General features: G+C 61.2%; 17 protein-coding genes. 12 read left to right on the top strand and 5 right to left on the bottom strand.

Annotated features, from left to right (window positions below):
* The 7 genes from VXL81_RS08740 to VXL81_RS08770 form a co-directional block, all read left to right on the top strand.
* A partial coding sequence (locus tag VXL81_RS08740; protein WP_416553806.1) for a methyl-accepting chemotaxis protein occupies positions 1 to 861 on the top strand: 861 nt, incomplete at its 5' end.
* Positions 862 to 1017: 156 nt separating this feature from the next.
* Positions 1018 to 1956 (top strand): CheB methylesterase domain-containing protein, encoded by a 939-nt coding sequence (locus VXL81_RS08745; RefSeq protein ID WP_340547745.1) that lies wholly within the window; start codon positions 1018 to 1020, stop codon positions 1954 to 1956.
* 24 nt (positions 1957 to 1980) lie between these two features.
* On the top strand, positions 1981 to 2535 hold the full coding sequence (locus tag VXL81_RS08750; protein ID WP_416553808.1) for a chemotaxis protein CheD: 555 nt from the start codon (positions 1981 to 1983) through the stop codon (positions 2533 to 2535).
* A gap of 187 nt (positions 2536 to 2722) precedes the next feature.
* Entirely contained in the window at positions 2723 to 3538 is an 816-nt protein-coding gene (gene modA / locus VXL81_RS08755) for a molybdate ABC transporter substrate-binding protein (RefSeq protein WP_416553810.1), read from the top strand.
* Positions 3539 to 3547: 9 nt separating this feature from the next.
* Positions 3548 to 4246, top strand: coding sequence for a molybdate ABC transporter permease subunit (gene modB / locus VXL81_RS08760; protein WP_416553812.1), 699 nt, complete (start codon positions 3548 to 3550; stop codon positions 4244 to 4246).
* On the top strand, positions 4240 to 5358 hold the full coding sequence (gene modC / locus VXL81_RS08765; protein WP_416553814.1) for a molybdenum ABC transporter ATP-binding protein: 1119 nt from the start codon (positions 4240 to 4242) through the stop codon (positions 5356 to 5358). The genes modB and modC overlap by 7 nt, the downstream gene beginning before the upstream one ends.
* Positions 5359 to 5529: 171 nt before the next feature.
* Positions 5530 to 6831, top strand: coding sequence for an NAD(P)/FAD-dependent oxidoreductase (locus VXL81_RS08770; protein WP_416553816.1), 1302 nt, complete (start codon positions 5530 to 5532; stop codon positions 6829 to 6831).
* Here VXL81_RS08770 and VXL81_RS08775 read toward each other — a convergent pair.
* Positions 6825 to 7829: a zinc ABC transporter substrate-binding protein gene (locus VXL81_RS08775; RefSeq protein WP_416553818.1), complete on the bottom strand. Its 1005-nt coding sequence runs from the start codon at positions 7827 to 7829 to the stop codon at positions 6825 to 6827. The genes VXL81_RS08770 and VXL81_RS08775 overlap by 7 nt on opposite strands.
* A 96-nt stretch (positions 7830 to 7925) precedes the next feature.
* Here VXL81_RS08775 and VXL81_RS08780 point away from each other — a divergent pair, with 96 nt between their 5' ends.
* Genes VXL81_RS08780 through VXL81_RS08790 form a run of 3 tightly spaced genes read left to right on the top strand, consistent with a single transcriptional unit; the run spans position 7926 to position 9978 of the window.
* Positions 7926 to 8408, top strand: a complete 483-nt coding sequence (locus tag VXL81_RS08780) for a Fur family transcriptional regulator (protein WP_340547726.1) — start codon at positions 7926 to 7928, stop codon at positions 8406 to 8408.
* A complete protein-coding gene (locus VXL81_RS08785; protein ID WP_340547727.1) occupies positions 8405 to 9184 on the top strand; it encodes a metal ABC transporter ATP-binding protein in 780 nt (259 codons plus the stop codon). The genes VXL81_RS08780 and VXL81_RS08785 overlap by 4 nt, the downstream gene beginning before the upstream one ends.
* On the top strand, positions 9181 to 9978 hold the full coding sequence (locus VXL81_RS08790) for a metal ABC transporter permease (RefSeq protein ID WP_340547728.1): 798 nt from the start codon (positions 9181 to 9183) through the stop codon (positions 9976 to 9978). The genes VXL81_RS08785 and VXL81_RS08790 overlap by 4 nt, the downstream gene beginning before the upstream one ends.
* Before the next feature lie 148 nt (positions 9979 to 10126).
* Here VXL81_RS08790 and VXL81_RS08795 read toward each other — a convergent pair whose 3' ends face one another.
* Both VXL81_RS08795 and VXL81_RS08800 read right to left on the bottom strand, forming a co-directional pair.
* Positions 10127 to 12409: a response regulator gene (locus tag VXL81_RS08795; RefSeq protein WP_340547729.1), complete on the bottom strand. Its 2283-nt coding sequence runs from the start codon at positions 12407 to 12409 to the stop codon at positions 10127 to 10129.
* 20 nt (positions 12410 to 12429) lie between these two features.
* On the bottom strand, positions 12430 to 13272 hold the full coding sequence (locus VXL81_RS08800) for a PhnD/SsuA/transferrin family substrate-binding protein (protein ID WP_416548366.1): 843 nt from the start codon (positions 13270 to 13272) through the stop codon (positions 12430 to 12432).
* Between the two features lie 431 nt (positions 13273 to 13703).
* Between VXL81_RS08800 and VXL81_RS08805 the strand changes: the two genes are divergently transcribed.
* Both VXL81_RS08805 and VXL81_RS08810 read left to right on the top strand, forming a co-directional pair.
* Positions 13704 to 17564, top strand: a complete 3861-nt coding sequence (locus tag VXL81_RS08805) for a PEP/pyruvate-binding domain-containing protein (RefSeq protein WP_416554041.1) — start codon at positions 13704 to 13706, stop codon at positions 17562 to 17564.
* Positions 17565 to 17670: 106 nt separating this feature from the next.
* Positions 17671 to 18579, top strand: a complete 909-nt coding sequence (locus tag VXL81_RS08810) for a MurR/RpiR family transcriptional regulator (RefSeq protein WP_416553820.1) — start codon at positions 17671 to 17673, stop codon at positions 18577 to 18579.
* Positions 18580 to 18604: 25 nt separating this feature from the next.
* On the opposite strand, the gene tviB is transcribed toward VXL81_RS08810, so the two are convergent.
* Both tviB and VXL81_RS08820 read right to left on the bottom strand, forming a co-directional pair.
* Positions 18605 to 19876 carry a Vi polysaccharide biosynthesis UDP-N-acetylglucosamine C-6 dehydrogenase TviB gene (gene tviB / locus VXL81_RS08815; protein ID WP_416553822.1) on the bottom strand — a complete coding sequence of 424 codons (1272 nt, stop codon included), beginning with the start codon at positions 19874 to 19876 and terminating at the stop codon, positions 18605 to 18607.
* A 122-nt stretch (positions 19877 to 19998) separates the two neighbouring features.
* Positions 19999 to 20781: a dimethylarginine dimethylaminohydrolase family protein gene (locus VXL81_RS08820; RefSeq protein WP_416541783.1), complete on the bottom strand. Its 783-nt coding sequence runs from the start codon at positions 20779 to 20781 to the stop codon at positions 19999 to 20001.
* Between the last annotated feature and the right edge of the window lies 1 nt (position 20782).

The following is a 20782-nucleotide window of genomic DNA, read 5'->3' on the forward strand; positions in this document are numbered from 1 at the left end:
GAGATGACGGCCAGCGTGAAATCCGCCGCCGAAGGTGCCCGCAGTGTCGAAAGCATCATGCAGGAAGCCAAACAGGAGGCCGAAACAAGTGGCACCGTGGTGCAGAGCGCCGTCTCCGCAATGACCGAGATCGAGCAGTCCTCGACCCATATTTCGCAGATCATCGGCGTGATTGACGACATCGCCTTCCAGACCAACCTCCTGGCGCTGAACGCCGGTGTCGAGGCCGCGCGGGCCGGCGAGGCGGGCAAGGGCTTTGCCGTGGTCGCCAGCGAGGTGCGCGCCCTGGCGCAGCGGTCCTCGGATGCGGCGATGGAGATCAAGACGCTGATCGGCGACAGCACCAAGCAGGTGGAGCGGGGCGTTGATCTGGTGGGCAAAACCGGCGACGCGCTGCAAAGCATCGTGGAGCGGGTCGGGCATATCTCGAAACTGGTTTCGGGCATCGCAACCGGTGCCAGCGAACAGTCGACCGGTCTGCATGAGATCAACACCGGCGTGACCCAGCTTGACCAGGTCACCCAGCAGAACGCCGCCATGGTCGAAGAGGCCACTGCCGCCGGGCATATGCTCAATGCCGATGCCACCAAGCTGGCCCAGCTGGTCGCCCATTTCCGGGTCGCGGCGGGCGCAGCTCAATCCCGCGGCAATACAGCCCCCATGCCAAAATCGACTGAAGGCCAGACCGGAGCGATGCAGAAGCCGCCAACCATGGCGTTTGACGAAGCTCCTGACGAGGCGCCCTCTGCCCCCAGCGCCCATGGCGACGACTGGGATCTGGAGGCGGTCACACCGCAACCGGCACCGGCAGCTGCCAGCACCAATGGCAACGCGGCCAGGGACATCTGGCAGGATTTCTGATCCTGCGGAAGGCGCCCGGACCGTAGTTGGACCGGGCGCCCCTACATCTGAAACACTTCGGCCCTTGTCCGAACGCAACAAGCGGAATGAGCATTGTCACAGAGCCTATTGATCATCACCACGGACCGGCGTTTTGCGCAGACCATACAACACCACATGGAGGCCACCTATCCTGGCCTCCAAGTGCTCTTGGCCAATAATCTGATGATGGCCTATAATCAGGCGGAAGCCGGGCAACCCACATTCGCCTTTGTCGAAGATGGGTTCACCAAACTGCCCGAATTCGAAATGATGCTGGCCCTGTTCTCTGCGCTGGATATCCGTTGGGTATCTGTGATGGACAGCCAGACATCGACGCCGGCGCGCAGCTCATCCCCCCTGCTCGATGTGGGTGCCGGGATCTTCGAACTCACAAAATCCGACAATCCGCGTGATTTTGCCCGCTACTTCGACATGATGGTCAAGGCCCCGCGACGTGATCAGGCCTCTCCCATGCAAAAGGGCACTGCCGCTGCCGCAGGCCCCGGCAGCGACAAGATCATCCTCATCGGTTCATCCACCGGCGGTGTCGAAGCCCTGCGCAGCGTATTGGTCGGATTTCCGCTAAACTGTCCGCCAACATTGATTGTTCAGCACACCGGCAAGAATTTTGGGCGCGGGCTGGTCTCGCTTCTGGATCGCATCTGTCCGGCAAAGGTGCTGTCTGCGGATGACAATATGAACTTGTCGCCCGGCCATGTATATGTGGCCGCAGGGCAGCCCCGCCACATGGGGCTCACCCCTCGCAAACCCTATCGCACACGCTTCAAGGAAGGCCCGCCGATTTCGGGTCACATGCCGTCCGTTGATGCGCTTTTTATGTCCGCAGTCCCGATGGCAAAGAGCGTTGTTGCGACAATCTTAACCGGTATGGGCCAAGATGGGGCGCAAGGGCTGCTTGAACTGCGCAAAGCTGGGGCGAAAACCTTTGCTCAGGACGAAAAAAGCAGCGTCGTCTACGGGATGCCACGTGTCGCCTGGGAAATGGGCGCCGCGCAGCAACAGGTCTCGCTTGCGCGAATGGCCGGAACATTGATTCAGGCTTGCAAGACCTGACAGATAACTGGGAAGGAAATCACCTTGAGCGTATTTGCTAACTCCACCACGGTGACCGTCCTACAGGGCGAGTATCGCGTATCGACATCACCAACCGTGGTCTTCTCTACCGTGCTTGGGTCCTGTATCGCGGCATGTATCTACGATGACCAAGTGGGCGTCGGCGGCATGAACCATTTCCTGCTGGCCTCCTCGACGGCCAGCGATAGCGTCAATGCCCGCTATGGGATCCACGCGATGGAACTGCTGATCAACGGCATCATGAAAAAGGGCGCTCGCCGCGAAAACCTGAAGGCAAAGGTCTTTGGCGGCGCCAAGATGTCGGCCAACCTCTCCGATATCGGGGCCTCAAATGCGGATTTTGTCCAGCGCTTTCTGAGGGATGAGGGCATCGCTGTTGTCTCCTCCAGCGTCGGTGGAACCTCGGCACGACGGGTCCGCTTCCACGCTGTTTCGGGTGCTGCACAGCAGACACAGGTGAAGGATGATCGGCGTCTGGGCGAACAGGAACGGGTCGCGGCACGTCCGGCACCGGCTGCCAAGCCTGCGGCAGAAGTTGGCGCAGTGACGCTGTTCTAAGGCAGAAAGGGACGGGCAACACGCCTGTGTCCCGTGTCCGCAATCGCCAGAAATTTCAGGAAGGGTCCGCTAGTTTCGGGCCCTTCTTTTTGGTCACGGGTTGAGGCTTTACCAACCCTCTTGCGCCTTGCAGCCTGCCCGGATGAGCCGCTATGATCCAATGTGTCATCCGACGACAGGATCTACCGTGCAACACAACCAGCAGTTCACCCTGCCCAAGGGTCTGGGATCGTGGATAATTCGGTGCGTTGCTTGCCTTGCCCTTGCCCTCACCTTCGTGCTGCCCCGGGCAGCATTGGCCGATCGGTTGACCATCTTTGGCGCAGCCAGTCTCAAAACCGCGTTGGAGCAGATATCGCAGGTCTATGAGGAGCAAACCGGCATCGCCGTTGATCTGTCCCTGGCCGGGTCCTCCCTTCTGGCCCGGCAGCTGCAATATGGTGCACCGGCGGATGTCTTCATTTCTGCCAACGCAGCCTGGATGGACTGGGCCCAGAGCCAAGACCTGATTGCTGCGGATACCCGGTTCGATCTGCTCGGCAACTCTCTGCTCCTGATTGCACCCGCCGCCGCACAACAAAAGAGTGACGCGCTGTCATTGAACGACGGGTCAGGGCTTCTGGAACAGGTCCAGGATCGCCCGCTGGCGATGGCGTTGGTTGATGCGGTGCCAGCAGGCATCTACGGCAAATCCGCGTTGCAGCACCTCGGGCTCTGGGATCAATTGCACCCACATATTGCCCAGACAGACAATGTTCGGGCAGCCCTGGCGCTTGTCCGCCGTGGAGCGGCCGGGCTTGGCATCGTCTACGGCTCCGACATTATCGGAGTGAGCGACGTTACCGTCATTGACCGGTTCCCCGCAGACAGCCACGGGCCGATAGTCTACCCTGCCGCGGCAACCCACAATGGGCAGAAGGCCATGGATTTCCTCACCTTCTTAAGCAGCCCGATTGCGAAAGACATCTTTGTCGGGCAAGGTTTCACCGTTCTAGTGGAGTGATCCTTCGACATGCAGTGGCTTGGTCCCGAGGAATGGCAGGCGGTCGCCCTGTCCTTGAAAGTGTCGTTCTGGGCAACCCTGCTGTCGCTTCCTCTGGGGCTGATGGTGGCGCTGGCGCTGGCGCGCGGGCAGTTTCGGGGCAAGGCCCTGCTGAACGGGGTGGTCCATCTGCCCCTGATCCTGCCACCGGTGGTGACCGGCTACATTCTGTTGATTATGTTCAGTGGCCCCAGCCCGGTCGGCACGGCCTTGAATGCGGTCGGGATCACATTTGCCTTTCGCTGGACCGGCGCTGCGCTCGCCGCCGCGATCATGGGGTTCCCGCTGATGGTGCGCGCCATGCGCCTGTCGCTGGAGGCCGTAGATCCAAGATTGGAACAGGCCGCTGCAACGCTTGGCGCATCGCGGTTCTGGGTTTTCGTGACCATCACTCTGCCCCTGATCCTGCCCGGCGTGCTTGCGGGTGCTGTGCTTGGCTTTGCCAAGGCGATGGGCGAGTTTGGAGCAACAATCACCTTCGTCTCCAACATCCCCGGCCAGACGCGGACCATTCCCTCGGCGATCTACGCCTTCCTGCAGGTTCCTGGCGGTGAAAATGCCGCGCTGCGTCTGGTGATCGTCTCCGTTGTCATCGCCATGGCAGCTTTGCTAGCCTCAGAATGGCTGGCGCGACGGGTGGCAAAACGTGTGCGGGGCGCCACATGCTAGAGGTCAAGCTCACCCATCAACTGGGGCAACTTGCCGTTGATGTCGATTTTGCAGCGCCGGCCGGGGTGACCGTCCTGTTTGGCCGCTCAGGCGCCGGGAAAACCACCGTCACAAACGCGGTCGCAGGTCTTTTGAAACCGGCCACTGGCAAGATCCGCGTAAAGGATCGCATTGTTCTGGACACCGGTGCCGACATCAACATCCCGCCTCATCGGCGCCGCATCGGTTATATCTTTCAGGATGCCCGGCTCTTCCCGCATATGACGGTGGCAAAAAACCTCTCTTACGGTCAACGGTTTATCGGCAAGAACCGTAAGGCAGCGCCATTTGACACCGTGGTCGACATGCTAGGGCTGGGCGGGCTGCTGAAACGCCACCCGACACATCTCTCCGGGGGCGAGAAACAGCGCGTGGCCATTGGCCGTGCATTGCTGGCCGCACCGGACATGATACTGGCGGATGAGCCTCTTGCCGCGTTGGACGAGGCGCGAAAGGCAGAGATCCTGCCCTATCTTGAGCGGCTGCGCGACGAATTCTCGGTGCCGATACTCTATGTGACTCATTCCGTTGCCGAGGTTGCCCGCCTGGCAACGACAGTGGTCGCCCTGCAGGATGGAAAATGCAGTCGCGTTGGTCCTGCCGATGTTGTCCTCGCTGACCCGGCCATCATGCCGACCGGCGTGCGCGGCGCGGGCGCTATCCTTCAGGCCGTCGTTGAGCAGCATCATCCAGATGGGCTGAGCCAACTGAATGCCGGTGGCATTGCGCTGTTCCTGCCGCAGGTGCCACATCCGCCGGGTCAAACCGTGCGTGTGCGAATATCGGCACACGAGGTGATCCTCTCGCGTGAGCGCCCCATCGGCCTGTCTGCGCTGAACATTCTTCCGGGCCGGATCACCGCCCTGCGCAGCGGCGGGGGACCGGGTATTATGATATCATTGCAGACGCCCGCCGGCGCCCTGTTGGCGCGGGTCACCCGACGATCTGCCGCTGCGCTGAACCTCGCGGTTGGGACACAGTGCCATGCTATCGTTAAATCCGTGTCCGTTGCACCCGAGGACGTGGGCGGTGCGCACATGGGCAAACATATGCCGCATGAAATCTCACGGTAAACCGTGTGCGCTCTGCTGATTTCTCTCGGCAGAGGCCAGTCGCTGCGGTATGCCCGAAGGGTGACAGGCCATCAGCAAACGGTGTCCGACACCCGTCACGCCAAGGAGGGAGGCGCAAATGCAACACCAGACAATCGAGACGACGTCTCCCGAGGTTGAAGGCCGTCGGTCATGACGCACGAGCCGGGTCGCAGCCTCTGGCAGGAAACCACCCGCGAGGGGCTCTCGGCCCCCGCTTTGACCGGCGAGGTTTCGGCCGATCTCGTTGTCATCGGCGGCGGCTACACCGGCTGCTCCGCCGCTTTGCGCGCGGCAGAGATGGGTGCTGATGTCTGCCTGCTGGAGGCCGATAGCTTTGGCGCAGGCGGATCCGGGCGGAATGTCGGTCTGGTCAACGCCGGTCTCTGGCTGCCGCCAGAAGAGATCAACGCCGCACTGGGAACTGTGGCTGGCGCGCGGCTTTCGGAGCTGCTGGCAGCAGCGCCCGCAGCTGTCTTTGATCTGATCAAGACCCATCAGATCGACTGTGAACCGGTCCATAATGGAACATTGCATTGCGCCCATGCGCCCTCTGGGTTGAAGGATCTGCACAATCGCCACCGACAGCTGGCTGCGATTGGCGCTCCGGTCAGATTGCTGTCGCGCAGCGAAGCAATTGCTCGGGTCGGCAGCAACGCGGTCCATGGCGCGTTGTTCGACCCCCGTGCCGGCACGATTCAACCGCTGGCCTATGCCATCGGATTGGCCCGCGCCGCGATGGCCCAGGGGGCCCGTCTGCACGCCCAGTCTCCGGTCGTGACTCTTGACCGTCACGCCACTGGCTGGCTCGTCGCGACGCCCGGTGGCACGGTGCGCGCCAGACATCTGATCATGGCGACCAATGCCTATCCGCAACCCATCGCGGGCTACGCAGCACCGGCGTCTATTCCGGTCAGCTATTTTCAGGCGGCAACAGCGCCGCTGCCCGATGATTTGGCCAACGAGATCCTACCGCAGGGCGAAGGCTGCTGGGACACGGGTTTGATCATGTCTTCCTGGCGCCGCGACCGTGCGGGGAGGCTGATCATCGGCGGCATGGGGGAACTCTCACACCCAGCCGGCCGTGTGCACAGCAACTGGTTGCGGCGCAAACTGGCGCGCATGTTCCCTGCTCTTGCAGACTACCCGCTCGAGACGCAATGGGCAGGCAAAATCGCCATGACAACGGAGCACATCCCCAAGATTATAGATCTTGGTCAAGGGTTTGCCTGTTTTGGATATTCGGGCCGGGGCATCGGTCCCGGCACGCTCTTTGGCAGACGCATGGCAGACGCGCTGATTGGTGAAGACCCATCCCAGCTGCCAGTCCCATTGAGCCACCATCACCGGTTGCCCTTCGCAGGTTTGCGTGGCGCCTATTACGAAACAGGGGCCACGCTGATCCATCTGTTGGCCGAACGCTCGGGCTCAAGATCGCCAGCTGCTGATCAATAGCAGCTGGCGATGGCCGCCCCGACAGATGTCAGAAGCTTCGGATAGAAATCCGGGCCAAGATCCAGCGTTACACCCAGTGGATCAACAACAGCTGTGCGCGCCTTCGTACCGTCCAGAACCGTCGCAACCAGGCCCGGGTTAAACTGCGGCTCTGACAGCACACATTGCACTTTCATCTCTTGGACCGTCGCGCGAATCTCCGCGATCCGCGCCGGGCTTGGATCAGAGGCATCGCTGAGCGAGATCGCACCGGCGGCCTGAACACCGAACCCGGTTTCAAAATACTGATAAGCATCGTGAAAAACCACAAACGGCTTGCCCGCAACCGGGGTCAGTTTGGCGGAGATTTCAGCGGTCGCCGCCGCAATTTCAGCCTGCCCCTCTGCGGCGTTCCGCAGGTATAGCGCTTCATTGTCGGGATCGGCGTCAGCCAGGGCCTCGGCGATGACCTGCAACCAGGCGCTGCCGTTCTCCGCCATCAACCAGGCATGCGGATCCAGGCTTCCCGGCTCGTGCCTGTGGCTGTGATCGTCGTGCCCCTCCTCATCGTGATGGGCATCATTGTGGTCATCCCCATGCCCCTCATGATGGTCATCGGAGTGTTCTTCTGCGTGCTCATCGTGATCACCGCGCCCGAACTGAACTGTGTCACGCACCGTCAGCTGCCGCGTTGTGTCAGCCTCAAGCAGGGAAATAACCGTGGCGTCAGAGGCCAGCGTCGCGATAGGCCCCTCCAACCATGGGGTCAGCCTCGGGCCAACCCAGAACACCAGATTCGCCTGATCCAATGCCCGCGCTTCGGAGGGGCGCATCGCGTGGCTATGCGGCGAAGCGCCGGGCGGCACCACAAGCTCAGGGGCACCAACCCCCTGCATCACCCGCGAGACGAGGCCATGGACTGGCGTGATATCAGCCGCGACCGTCGGAACCTCGGCGAGAGCTGTCGTCGCTGTGGTACAGACAGTTGCGGCAATTGCAAGATAGCGGAGATGTCCCATGATGACCTCATGTAATTGTATAACATTACGGCGGTTGATAAACGTCATAACATAACATATCAACCCCGAAAGAGAGACCGCCCAACGGAGCCTCAGATGGACCCCATCGGATTTCATGCGCACGACCACAGCCATTGCATAAACGACGGTATCGCCGTTGCAGATGCCCATTGCCGTGCACATGGCCTGCAATTCACCCCGGTACGCCGCCGCGTGCTGGAAATCCTGCTCCAGGCCCATCGCGCCATGGGCGCCTATGATCTGCTCGACATCCTGCGCGACGAAGGGCTTGGATCACAGCCACCAATCGCCTATCGCGCCTTGGATTTTCTGGTGAAGAACGGCTTTGTGCACAAGATCGAACGACTCAACGCCTTTGTGGCCTGTAGCCATCCCGGCGACGATCACGCGCCGGTCTTCATGATTTGCCGCACCTGCAACGCGGTTGCCGAAGCCCCCTCGCAAACCACCAACGGTCGTCTGGGAACTGCCGCCCGCGAGGCAGGATTCCTGATCGAACGGACGGTGATGGAGGCCGAGGGCCTGTGCCCCAAATGCCAGCAGGACGACGCGCAATGACACTGGTCAATCTGGACGGCGTCACCGTACGCCACAATGCCAACCCCGTGCTGCACAACGTCGACTTTGCCATTAACCCCGGAGAGATTGTCACGATCGTTGGCCCCAATGGTTCCGGCAAATCGACCTTTTTGCGCACCATCATCGGCGCGCTGAGTCCCACCCGCGGCACCGTGTCAAAGGCACCGGGACTTAGGATCGGCTATGTGCCGCAAAAACTGCATATCGACCCGACGCTCCCGCTGACAGTGCGCCGCTTCCTGAGCCTGCCCAGCCCCGTGACCGACGCCGCAGCACGAACAGCGCTGGAGCAAGCGGGCGCCGGGCAGCTGATGAAACGCCAGATGACCGGTCTTTCGGGAGGTCAGTTCCAGCGAGTTCTGCTGGCGCGCGCCCTGCTGTGCGATCCACAGCTGTTGATCCTTGATGAGGCCACGCAGGGGCTGGACCAGCCCGGATCAGCCGCCTTCTACCAGCAGATTGAACAGCTGCGCCGCGATCTGGGCTGCGCCATTCTGATGGTCAGTCACGAATTACACGTGGTTATGGCCGCATCGGACCGGGTGATCTGCCTCAACGGTCATATCTGTTGCGAAGGCGCGCCTGCGCATGTCGCCTCCGCCCCGGAATACCGGGCGCTGTTCGGCACCGGCACACAGGGCGCTCTGGCGCTATACCGGCACGAACACAATCATTCCCATGATCACAGCTGCGGTCATGATCACGCGCATGACCCGCAACCTGCAACGCCCGATCTGGTGAGACAACAGTCATGACAATCTTCGACAGCTTTCTGATCCGCGCCGCTTTTGCAGGCGTCGGTGTTGCCCTTGCGGCGGCCCCTTTGGGCTGTTTCGTGGTCTGGCGACGGATGGCGTATTTTGGTGATGCCACGGCCCACGCGTCCATCCTCGGCATCGCAATTGCGCTCAGCTTCGACACGTCGATTTTTGTCGGCGTCCTTGCCATGGCACTGATCATGGCGACGGTTGTCTCAACCCTCAGCGGTCGGGGCTATGCCGTTGACACGCTGCTCGGGGTGCTCGCTCATTCATCGCTGGCATTTGGTCTTGTGGCCGTCTCTTTCCTGCATGGTGTACGGCTGGATCTGATGGCCTATCTCTTCGGCGATATCCTTGCGGTCAATGGTCAGGATCTCATGATCATCTGGGGCGGCGCAATCCTTGTTGTGGCCCTGTTGTGGTGGCGTTGGTCCGCCTTGCTGACCGCGACCTTGAACCCGGATCTGGCCTACGCCGCAGGCATTGATCCGCGCCGCGAACAACTGGTGCTGACCCTGGCGCTGGCGGTTGTGGTCGCCGTAGCGATCAAGGTTGTCGGCGTTCTGCTGATTGCAGCCATGCTGATCATCCCGGCCGCCACCGCGCGCCCGTTTGCCGCGACACCGGAACGCATGACGGTGATTGCAGCCATCACGGGCGCGATCTCGGCGTTGGGCGGATTGCAACTGGCGTTCATGTTCGACACGCCCACCGGGCCGACAATTGTCTGCCTCGCCGCGAGCCTGTTTGCCCTGTCGAGCCTCAAACAGCTCTTCAGCCGAGCCTGAGGCAACACCGCAGCACCAGGAATATGCGCCAGGAAACCCTCATCAGCAAACACCGCAGGCCGGATCAGCAATCGGTCGCCGTCAACCAGGGGGTTATTGCCTGATCGCGGCGGTTCTGTCGGCTGGCGCCCGGTGCCATCAGGTGGCGTCAGGTTCCGGTCTTCAGCAACGGGCCGCATTCCACCCATTTGCTTACCGCTCCAAGCAGGGCCTTCTTATTGATCGGTTTGCTCAGGAAGTCATCCATGCCTGCGGCAAGGCATTCCTCGCGGTGGGACTGCAGGGCATTTGCCGTCAACGCGACGACCGGACAGCGGCGCATCCCCTGCTCCCGTTCGAGCTGACGGATTTCAGCCGTCGCATCTATCCCGTCTTTGACCGGCATCATCATATCCATCAGCACGATATCCGGCTGGTGTTCCGCAAACATGGTCACCGCCTCCTCACCATTCGCGGCGATCAAGACTTCGATGGGAGCCGCCTTCAACATGCGTGATACGACGAGCTGGTTGGTTCGATTGTCCTCCGCCAGCAGCAGTTTCACCTGCGGTATGGCCTCCATATCATCCGCGACCGGTGGCTGAACCGTGTCCTGAGGCGCATCGGCGGGTATCTCGAGCACCCGGCTCATAACCGACTGGAGCTGCGCCGCGCGCAGTGGCTTCAGCGCAACTTCGCAGCGACCCAGATGTTCCCGTGCTGCCCGGTCCAGCGTATTTTCAACCGAGGACAGGATAACGATCGGCAGATCGCGATATTCCGGGATATCTCGGATCCGCTCTGCCAGCTCTTTCCCATCCATCCCCGGCATCTGGAAATCTTGCAGAATGACGTCGAAACGCACACCGTCGTGGCGTGCATCCAGCAGAATCTCCAGCGCCTGATGGGCCGATCCGGCGGCGATGCTTTTCACCCCCCAGGTCGCCAACCGCTCAGTCAGAATAATCCTGTTGAGTTCCAGATCATCAACAACCAGTGCCCGCAGCCCCTTGAAATCCCGCTCATCCTGAGCAGGCTTCGGCTGGTTGGGCCGGATCCGCAGTGGCAGCTCAATGGTGAACACCGAGCCCTTGCCCAGTTCCGACCGCACAGAGATCCGACCGCCCATCAGCGCAAGCAAGCGCGTGGATATCGCAAGGCCCAGTCCGGTGCCCTCATAATTGCGGGTCGCGGCTCCGTCGGCCTGCTCAAAGGCATTGAAAATCAGGTCCAGCCGGTCCTCCGGTATGCCGGTGCCGGTATCGGTGACCGAAATACGCAGATCCGTGTAGCCATCCTCAGACTCGCCTGAGACCTCGATATACACATAGCCGCTGCCGGTGAACTTCACCGCGTTACCCGCCACATTGGTCAGGATCTGGCGGATACGACCAACGTCGCCGTCGTAACATTCCGGCAGGTTCGGATCATAGCGAAGTGTCACCTCGACATTCTTCTCTGCGGCTTTGGGCGACAACAGTGTCACGACGTCCTCAATTGCGGTCTGCAAGTTGAAGGGCGCGCGGTCCAGCTCCATCTTGCCCGCCTCGATCTTCGAAAAATTCAGAATGTCGTTGATGATCGTCAGCAGCGCCGAGCCAGACTTGGCAATCGTCTCGGCATACATGGTCTGGTCTTCGTCCAGATCCGTCTCCAGGATCAGTTCCGCCATGCCGATGACGCCATTCATCGGAGTGCGGATTTCATGGGACATATTGGCCAGAAATTCGGATTTGGCCCGGTTGGCGATATCAGCCGATTTCCGCGCCTCATCCAATGCGTACTCACGCTCGTCCCGCTCTTCAAAGGTATCCTCAAGCACACCGACGGAGAAATCCAAGGCCCGAAACTCGCGCGAGGCAAACCAGGGCAGCCGGGCCTGCCGGTTCGACAAGCCGGCGATCGCATCCGACATGCGCTGGTGAATGATCTGCAATGGGCGCAATGCCAGCACGCTCACCAGTATCAGCACCAGAATGGACAGCACTGCCACGGCCACCACCGTCCACATGATGGTCTGGCTGACCTTGTGCTGAACCATTGCCTGCCCCTCACGGGTAGACCAGTGAACAACCATATTGCCAAAATCGAACCCGTCGAGCGTGATCGGGCGGTCATACATCACAAAGTCATCCGGCCCCACCTGATCCGTACGGCCCGCCTCCGCGATCGGAGTACCCGCGCTATCCTGGATCTGGATCTTCAGGAGTTTGGGATTGCGGGTAATCGCCTCGGTCAATCCGGTTTCCAGCACCGGCACATCTTCGACGATGATCGATTCAAGCATCAGCCCGCTCAGCAACGAGATGGTCAGCTCAGCCTGCTCTTTCAATTGGTCCTGCAGGTTGCGGGTCTCGTAGCGACGCGCAACATCGCCGATCGCCACCGCCACCAACAGGGCAGCCAGCGACAATGACAAGACGATCTGAAAGAGTATGCCCGTACGTTTCATAGGAGACCTCGGTGACGACGCTAAAATGCCTGGCTCTGCTCCATCGCATCGCGGATCAGGTCGTAGTCGGAGTCGGCCCCCTGAAGAAAGCCGTTTTTGGACACTCGGCGCACGATCTCTTCATTTTCTGACGACAGCATGATCTCCCGCATGGCCAGCAGCACCTCCTCCGAGAGGGTCGAGGATGCAAGCCAGGGTTTTGTCACATTATCAAAGCTCGCCAAGATCCGAATCGGCACCCCTTTGGCGATCAGTTTCTTGTAGGTGCTCTCTTTCAGGGCACCTGCCGTGAATTTTCCGGCGCCAACTGCCTCCCCCACCAGATCGTGGCGGCCGAGGTACTCATAGGTATGCAGATCACCGCTGTCGATCCCGGCCTCAAGCAGCTGGCTTTGGGCGAGGTAGCGCCCGATCGTCGACAACTCATCCCCGAAGGCAAAGCTGAGCCCCGCAAGATCCGACAGTTGAGTGATGGTGCTGTCGCGATGCACGACGATCACACCCTTAAAACGCTTGCGCCCCTTCTTGGATTCCATGGCAACGATCCTGATGTCGGGGTTCTGTTTCATCACATGCACATAAGAGGCCGGACCGAAACGCGCGAAATCCACCTCGCCATTGGCGAGCTGGTCGATACCCTCTTGATATTCCTTGGCAACTGTCATCCGAATGACAACTTTTTCGCCCAGCACCTCGCCCAGACGGTTCGACAGGAACGTCAGGAAGGGGCGGTATTTCTTAACCGTTACCGTCGGTTTATCCGCGGCATAGGTCCCAAACGTCAGGGTAATTTCGGCGCGTGCTGTCATCGGCGCCAGCAGCGCCATCAGACAGACACAGAATACCAACCACAGGCGGCCCATGCCGGCTGGCTTATTATGATGTTTCGAAGCGGTTTGCATCATCGTCTCCAGTCTGAATCCAGGCGCTGCCCGATCGGTGGTCTCGCGCATCTGTTTACCCTGAATAGTGAGAAAATTTGGTTAAGTGGCCCTGAAATAGTATAAATAATTTTACGGCTCGCCTCAGAGCGTGGCATGAATATTAACGTTTCAGTAACGATTTCAGCGCTCTTTTATAAAATTCATCATAAATTTGAAGATCGGGCAGAAGCCCGGCAGGACCTCCCGTGATCAAAAACCACATAATTTCCCGCAGACCCGTTCCCCGCCTATTGCTTGCGGCCGCCCTTCTTTCCGGCTTCGCCCCCGCTGCTGCCTGGGCCATTCCCTCACCGGAACTGGTGATCGGATCGGTATCATCCCTGTCGCAGGTGCTGGCCGTGGCGATCGCGATGATGTCGGGTCTCGGCGCGGTGGTTGCGGCGAAGCTTGGTCTGAAGCCGAAGAGCACTGCGGTGGCAACACGTTATCCGGTCCGATTGATCACCGGTCTGGTGCTGGCGGCGCTGACACTGGCCCTTATGAATTACTGGCAGTTTAGCAGCCAGCGGGCGGCGGAGCAGGCGCGCCTGCAGGCAACCCTCATGCGGCCGGCGCAGTTTGACGGAACCAAGATCAAGGACGCGGCGCTGAAAGAGACAAGTTTTGCGCGCCAGTCAGATCATCCGCTTGCGATGTCGACAGCCGACGCCGCCGCCGCGTTGGAGGATGGCAACACATTGTTCTACGACATCCGCGAAACCGGCGAAAACGCCATGGGCACCCTGCCCGGCGCGACCCATATCCGTTTTCCGGACTTCGTCGAGAGCCAGCCGGTCAAACCCGGCCAGAAGGTCGTGCTGTTCTGCCATAACGGCAACCGCAGCTCGGAAACCTGTGCCAAGCTGGCGGCGATGGGCATCGACTGCAGCTTCATCGCCGGCGGAATCGAGAAATGGATTGTCGAAGGGCGCGCGTTCTCTGACAAGGACGTGAAATCCCTCTCTGACCTGCGTGCCATTCCGGAATATCCCGGTCGTGATGTGCTGCTCAGCACTGCGGATTTCACCGAGTTGATGAACACCGAGGACCTGCAGATCGTCGATACCCGCTACCCCGGGGATTTTGAGGCGGGCCACCTTCCCGGCGCGGTGAACATTCCGATCCGCAAGATGACAACCGCCGATCTGATGCAGCGCATCAGTGAACTTGATCCGACCAAACCAACGCTGGCGGCCTGCTACGACCGTCGCAGCTGTTTCATGAGCCAGGTTTTGGGGCTGGAGCTGTCGCAGAAAGGGTTCAATTTCCGTGGCCGCTACACCCTGCCATGGGAGTATTTTGTAGCCCCCAAGCCGAAGCCTCATGTGCAGGCCTGGCTTGCCGATCAGCAAAGCGGCCTCTGGGACAAGGCGATCTCGGCGCTGGCCGCCGCGCTGCTCTGGGTGCATGAGCGCAGCCATATCCTGCTGGGTCTGCTCGCCCTCTCCCTGATCACCCGGATCATGATCCTGCCAGTGGCGTTGAAATCTGAACGCGACCAGATCACCACCAGTGAGACCGCCGATGAGATGAAGGCGCTGAAGGAAAAACTGGCCCATGACCCGGTGCGCAAGGCGCGCGCGGTGCAGGCATTCTACAAGGACAAGGGCCTGACGCCGATGAAGAACCTCACCGCGCTGCTGTTCCTGCCGGTGATGATGCTGGGCGTCTCCGCCGCGCAAGAGGCCAGCGCCAGCCTTCAGACCCCGTTCCTGTGGATGGCGGATCTCGGAGCGCCCGATCCTCTGTTCATCATGCCGGTGCTGTTCTGCGCCCTCGCCGCCATCTATCTGCTGTGGGCCGTGGCCAAGACCAAGCGCCAGAAAACCCTGTGGATGGTGCTGGGCATGCCCGCGCTCTTTGCCATGGTGTTCAGCCTCTCGGGCGCCGCCAATGCCTATCTCTGCTTCAGCCTGACGCTCTTGCTGATGCAGCGCGCCTATGTCACCGGCATGCACCGCAAACTGGCTGAGGCGCTGTCGCTGCGCGCCCACAAGCGCCGCCTCGCCAAACTGCCGCGCGGTGTGATCCCAATGGGCTACACCGAGGAGCTGGAGCACGCCGGCAATAAGGCGCTGCGCCTGTCCATTCTCAAAAACGCAGGGCTACCGGTGCCGGGCGGCGTGGTCTTGCGCTCCGATGCAATTCACGATTATCGCGAGATGCCCGACGCCCGAAAAGACGCATTTGCCGCATATGTTTATCGGCTGGCTGGCGGCAAGCCGGTCGCCGTGCGCTCCTCGGCCAGCAACGAAGATGGCGCTGACCAGAGTTTTGCTGGAGTGTTCGAATCCGTGCTGGACGTCACCGCGGAGACCATGCGCGCCGCCTTGGATGAAGTTGTGACCAGCTTCTCGTCCGAGCGCGCCGCCAGCTATTCGGGCGAGGGCGACAGCACCGATCAGGGCAACATCGTAGTGCAGGAAATGGTGCAGGCAGACTACGCCGGCGTTCTCTTCACCCAGGATCCGATGGCCCCCGGCATGTGCATGATCGAATGGGTCGAAGGCTGCGGCGAGGATCTGGTCTCTGGCCGCGTCACCCCGACGTCTTTACGCTTTGGCCGCTATTCGGGCTTGCCTGCGGCGGAAGATCAGGACCAGACGCTGGACATGGCGCCGCTGCTGGCGCTTGGCCGCCAGATCGAGGAGACCTTTGGCTGCCCGCAGGATGTGGAATGGGCCTATGCAAACGGCCAGTTCCAGATCGTGCAAAGCCGCGACATCACCACCCTGTCGCTTGGAACCGAAGCTGAGCGGATCCGGCTTCAGGAATGGCGCGATCTGCTGGACCATTACGCCGGGGTGGATCCGGACAAGCCGCTGCTGGAACAGGATGAGATGTCCGAAGTGCTGCCGCGCCCGACCCCGCTGTCTTTCTCGCTGATGGGCAGCCTCTGGGCGCCGGGCGGCAGCGTCGATCTGGCCTGCCGCGCCTTGAGCGTCCCCTATAACCTGCCGGAAGGCCGGGCGGGTCATCTGGTGAACCTCTTTGGCAAGACCTACGTCGATGTCGGCCTAAAAGAGCAGATGACGCTGAAACTGACCGCCGCCAAGGCCAAGCAGCTGCGCAGGCAGGCCCGCCCGATGATCACCCACATGCGCGAGGAGGTGCTGCCCCAGCTCACCGATCAGCTGGCGTTCTGGCAGGCTGTGGACTACACCGCCCTGCCCCGCCAGAAACAGCTTGAGGCGATTGCGACCCTGCGCGATCTCTTTGTCACCGACATCTATGTCGAGGCGGAGAAGGTGAATATTGTCGCTGGCTTTACCATGGGCGAAGCCAGCGCCGCCGCCGCAGGCGATCCGGCCCTGCGCGCCCACCTGATGCACGCCGAACTGCCCCACGCCCCGTCCAGCCTGCTGGCCTCCTGTATCGGTGCCAATGCAGAAACCCATGCGCAGTTGCTGATGGGGCATCGCTCGATCTTTGATTACGAACTGTCGGCACCCCGCTATAGCGAAGCGCCCGGCCTGCTGGCCTCCCTGCTCGACAGTTCGGTTGAGCCGATCAGCGGCACCGTGGCCACTCCGGCAAACCTGCCGGAAGATCTGCGCGACACGCTAGAGCTTGCGATCGCCTATCAGGACCTCAAGGAACAGGCCAAACACGAGGCACTGCGGGTTCTGGCGGAGCTGCGCCGGGCGTTGCTGGCCCTGGGGATCGACACCGAGCTGGAGGATCTGATCTTCTACCTGACCATGGAAGAGATCATGACCGGCGACTGGACCCGACCTGAGCTGCTGAAAGACCGCGCCGCCAGCCGCAAACACGTCGAAGATCTGCGCAAGGCCTCGGCGCCAACCGATGTCAGCCTCACCCTGCGTGACTGCGAGCTGCTCTCGCTCGGCGTGCAGGCGGGGTCCGCTGATGGGCATCTGGGCGGCACCTGTGTCGCCGGCAGCGGCACCGTGGAGGCCCGCGTGTTCTGGGTTGAAGACGAAACCGCCATCGGCCCGGAGGTCTTTGACGGGTTTCAGGACGGCGACATCCTGGCATGTCGCATGATCAACCCGGCCTGGCTTCCTTATGTCCAGCGCTCCGGCGCTGTCCTCAGCGAGGTGGGCGGCTGGCTTAGCCATATGGCGATTGTCGCGCGGGAAAAGAACATCCTGATGCTGGTGGCCTGCAAAGGGCTCGACCAGCTGTCCCATGGTGAGCTGATCATGGTTGGCGAGGACGGCTCGATCACCCCGAGCGAGACGCCGGATCTGCAACAGGTCTCGGCCTGATCCACCATCCGTTTTTGCCCCTGCCTGACCCTTCCGGTCTCAAAGGCAGGGGAAGAACATATGTTCCATCTTGCATCTTTTCGCGCAAACGGTCTGAACTGGGGCCATGGACCCGCATCTTGATCCCCGACAGACCCATCGCCTGCTCGACCAGCTGAAGACCGAAATCGACAGCCTGCCCCCCGCCCTCTCGGCGGCGGCGAAATACATCATCGACACCCCCGGCGACTTTGGTCTTGATCCGATCCGTGTCTCGGCGACCAAGGCAGGGGTCAGCGCGAATTCTCTGGTGCGACTGGCCGCACATCTTGGATTCGACAGTTTCGAGGCGTTGCGCGCCCCCTTTCGGGCCGCGCTGACAACCGAGCGTGAGGGCGGATTGGGCCTTGGCTGGCTCGATCGGCTGGAACAGGCCCCCGAAACCACCCGCCACGGTCGCATCGCCCGCAATGAGGTGAACATCGTCGCCCGCTCGCTGCGCCTGATGACCCCCGGGCGCACTGCGGCCATCGTTGCGGCGCTGACCTCGGCGCGACGATGCTATGTTACTGCAACCCGCGCCAGTTACGCATTGGCCTATTACTTCCACTACGTCGGACGAATGGCCTTGCCGGGGCTTGATCTGGTGCCGCGCCACATGAGCACCGCCGTGGACGAGCTGATGGATATCGGCGCCGGGGACTGTCTGATTGCCATGACCTTCGCGCCATATTCATCGGAGACGCTGCAGGCGCTGAGACAGGCGCGCAACAAAGGCGCGACGCTGATCCTCATCTCAGATAGCGAGGTAATCGCGCCCGGATTGCAGCCCGACCACCTGCTGCTGGTGGCCGACAATACGCTGCATCCTTTTGGTGGCTATGGCGGCGCGATGGCAGTGCTTGATTGTCTGCTGACCCATCTGGTCGATGCCGGAGGAGAGGCGGCGCGGGACAGGTTCCGCACCTACGAGACCCTGCGGGAAGACACCGGCGCCTATTGGCGCGGCGGCAAATTGCCAAAGGTCCCGAAGTAGCCCGCTTCAGAGCCTGATCGGCCGGTCAGAGCCGCAGGTCGGACTGGTCCGGCGTCAGCACATACTTCAGATCGTACAGCAGCGCATGGTCCCGACCCAAGGCCCGGATCTGCGCGGCCCCCATATCGCGGAATTCCTGATGGGCCACCGCCAGAACCAAACCGTCATAGGCCCCTGGCTGCGGAGTTGTCACCAGATTGACGCCGTATTCCTGCCGCGCCTCATCTGGATCGGCATGGGGGTCATGCACATCCACCGTCAGACCGTATTCCTCAAGGCAGCGCACCACGTCGATTACCCGTGTATTGCGCAGATCGGGGCAGTTTTCCTTGAAGGTCAACCCCATCACAAGGACCCGCGCATCGGCAATGGCCATCTTGCGTTTCAGCATGGATTTGACCATCTGGCTCGCCACATAGGCTCCCATGCCGTCATTCAGCCGCCGCCCTGCCAACAGGATCTCGGGGTGATAGCCCAGCTGCTCTGCCTTGTGGGTCAGGTAATAGGGGTCGACCCCGATACAATGGCCCCCGACCAGACCCGGACGAAAGTTAAGGAAGTTCCACTTGGTTCCGGCAGCACGCAGCACTGCTTCGGTATCAATATCCATGCGGTTGAAAATCTTGGCCAGCTCATTGATCAGAGCGATGTTGATATCGCGCTGGCTGTTCTCGATCACCTTGGCCGCTTCGGCGACGCGGATGCTCTCGGCCTGATGGGTGCCCGCCGTCACGATCTCACGGTAGAGCGCATCGACACGCGCCGCAATTTCAGGCGTTGAGCCGGAGGTCACCTTGACGATATCCGGCAGACGCCGCGTCTTATCGCCGGGATTGATCCGCTCGGGGCTGTAGCCTGCAAAGAAATCGCGATTGAATGTCAGCCCGGACACGCGCTCCAGAACCGGGACGCAGTCCTCCTCGGTGGCGCCGGGATAGACCGTGGATTCATAGATCACCAGATCGCCGGGTTTGAGCACGCCACCAACCGTTTCTGACGCCCGCAGCAATGGCGTCAGATCCGGGCGACGGCTGTTGTCGATCGGTGTTGGAACGGTGACGATAAAGATCGTGCAATCGGCAATCTCTGCCGGGTCGCTGGTCAATGTCAGATGCGACGCAGCCGCCAGCGCCTCGGCGCTGATCTCGCGGGTATTGTCCTGCCCTGAGCGCAGCGCCGCAATCCGGTCGTCGCTGATGTCAAAGCCCACTACCGGGCGCGATCGGCCAAATTCCACCGCCAGCGGCAGACCGACATAGCCAAGCCCGATCACGCAAATCCGTTCTGTCCCGCTCATACCGCCGCCTCAATGGTCTCTGTCTGCCCGATTGCCTTTCATAAGGGGCGGCGGCGCCAGGTTTCAACCTCATGTGGCCAGATCCCTCCCGAAACCGGGAGAGATCCACCCTTTGGGCCAGTTCAGAAGCGCAGCGACAGGCAGGACATGCCGCCATCCAGCTTGGCGCACTCGGTATTGCTGATCTGAACAACCTCATAGCCTTCGCGATCCAGCATCTCGGCGGTGCGCGGGAAACCTGCCGCCATGATCACCAGATTGTTGTAGCGGATGGCATTGGCCGCAGCCTCTTCGCCCTCGGCGACATGCAGCACGCGGTAGCCTTCAAAACAGCCCGATGCGTCCAGCCGTTTGGTGGCAAGGATGGTCTCACCGTCCATCAGCGAACAGTCGGTCTTGAAATGCAGCACGCCCTCTGGCGTGAAAACCTCGCGCAGGCTGTGGCCCCAGTCAGACACGATCTCTGCCAGTTCCGCCACGCCGGCCGCATCGGTCCGCGCTGAACGACCGACAAGGATTTCGCGGTCCGTCACAAGAATGTCGCCGCCTTCGATAAAGCCGGGGCCGTTGATTTCGCGCAGCTCGCCGTAGCATTGCCGCAGGGTCGGTGCCATCTCGGCCACCTCCCCCAGACGCGACGGCGCGCCGGGGCGCATCAGAACCGCGCCCTTGGGCAGGCAGAGGGCGGTGTCCTCGACAAACACCGCATCGGGAAAGGCCTCAAGCGGAGGCAGCTCGATCACCTCGGCGCCCGTGCTTTTCAGTGCGGCAACATAATCGGCATGAGCGGCCAGCATCCGGTCCAGATCGGGCGTACCGATATCCTCGGCCCGCAGGCCGTCGGTGATACTGGACGCGGGACGGCGGGTTATGGCGCGGGAGAATTCATATGTTGGGTTTGTCATG

Origin of the sequence: Phaeobacter sp. JH204B (genome assembly GCF_048055755.1) — a bacterium.
In the GTDB taxonomy this organism is placed as follows: Bacteria; Pseudomonadota; Alphaproteobacteria; order Rhodobacterales; family Rhodobacteraceae; genus Phaeobacter; species Phaeobacter bryozoorum.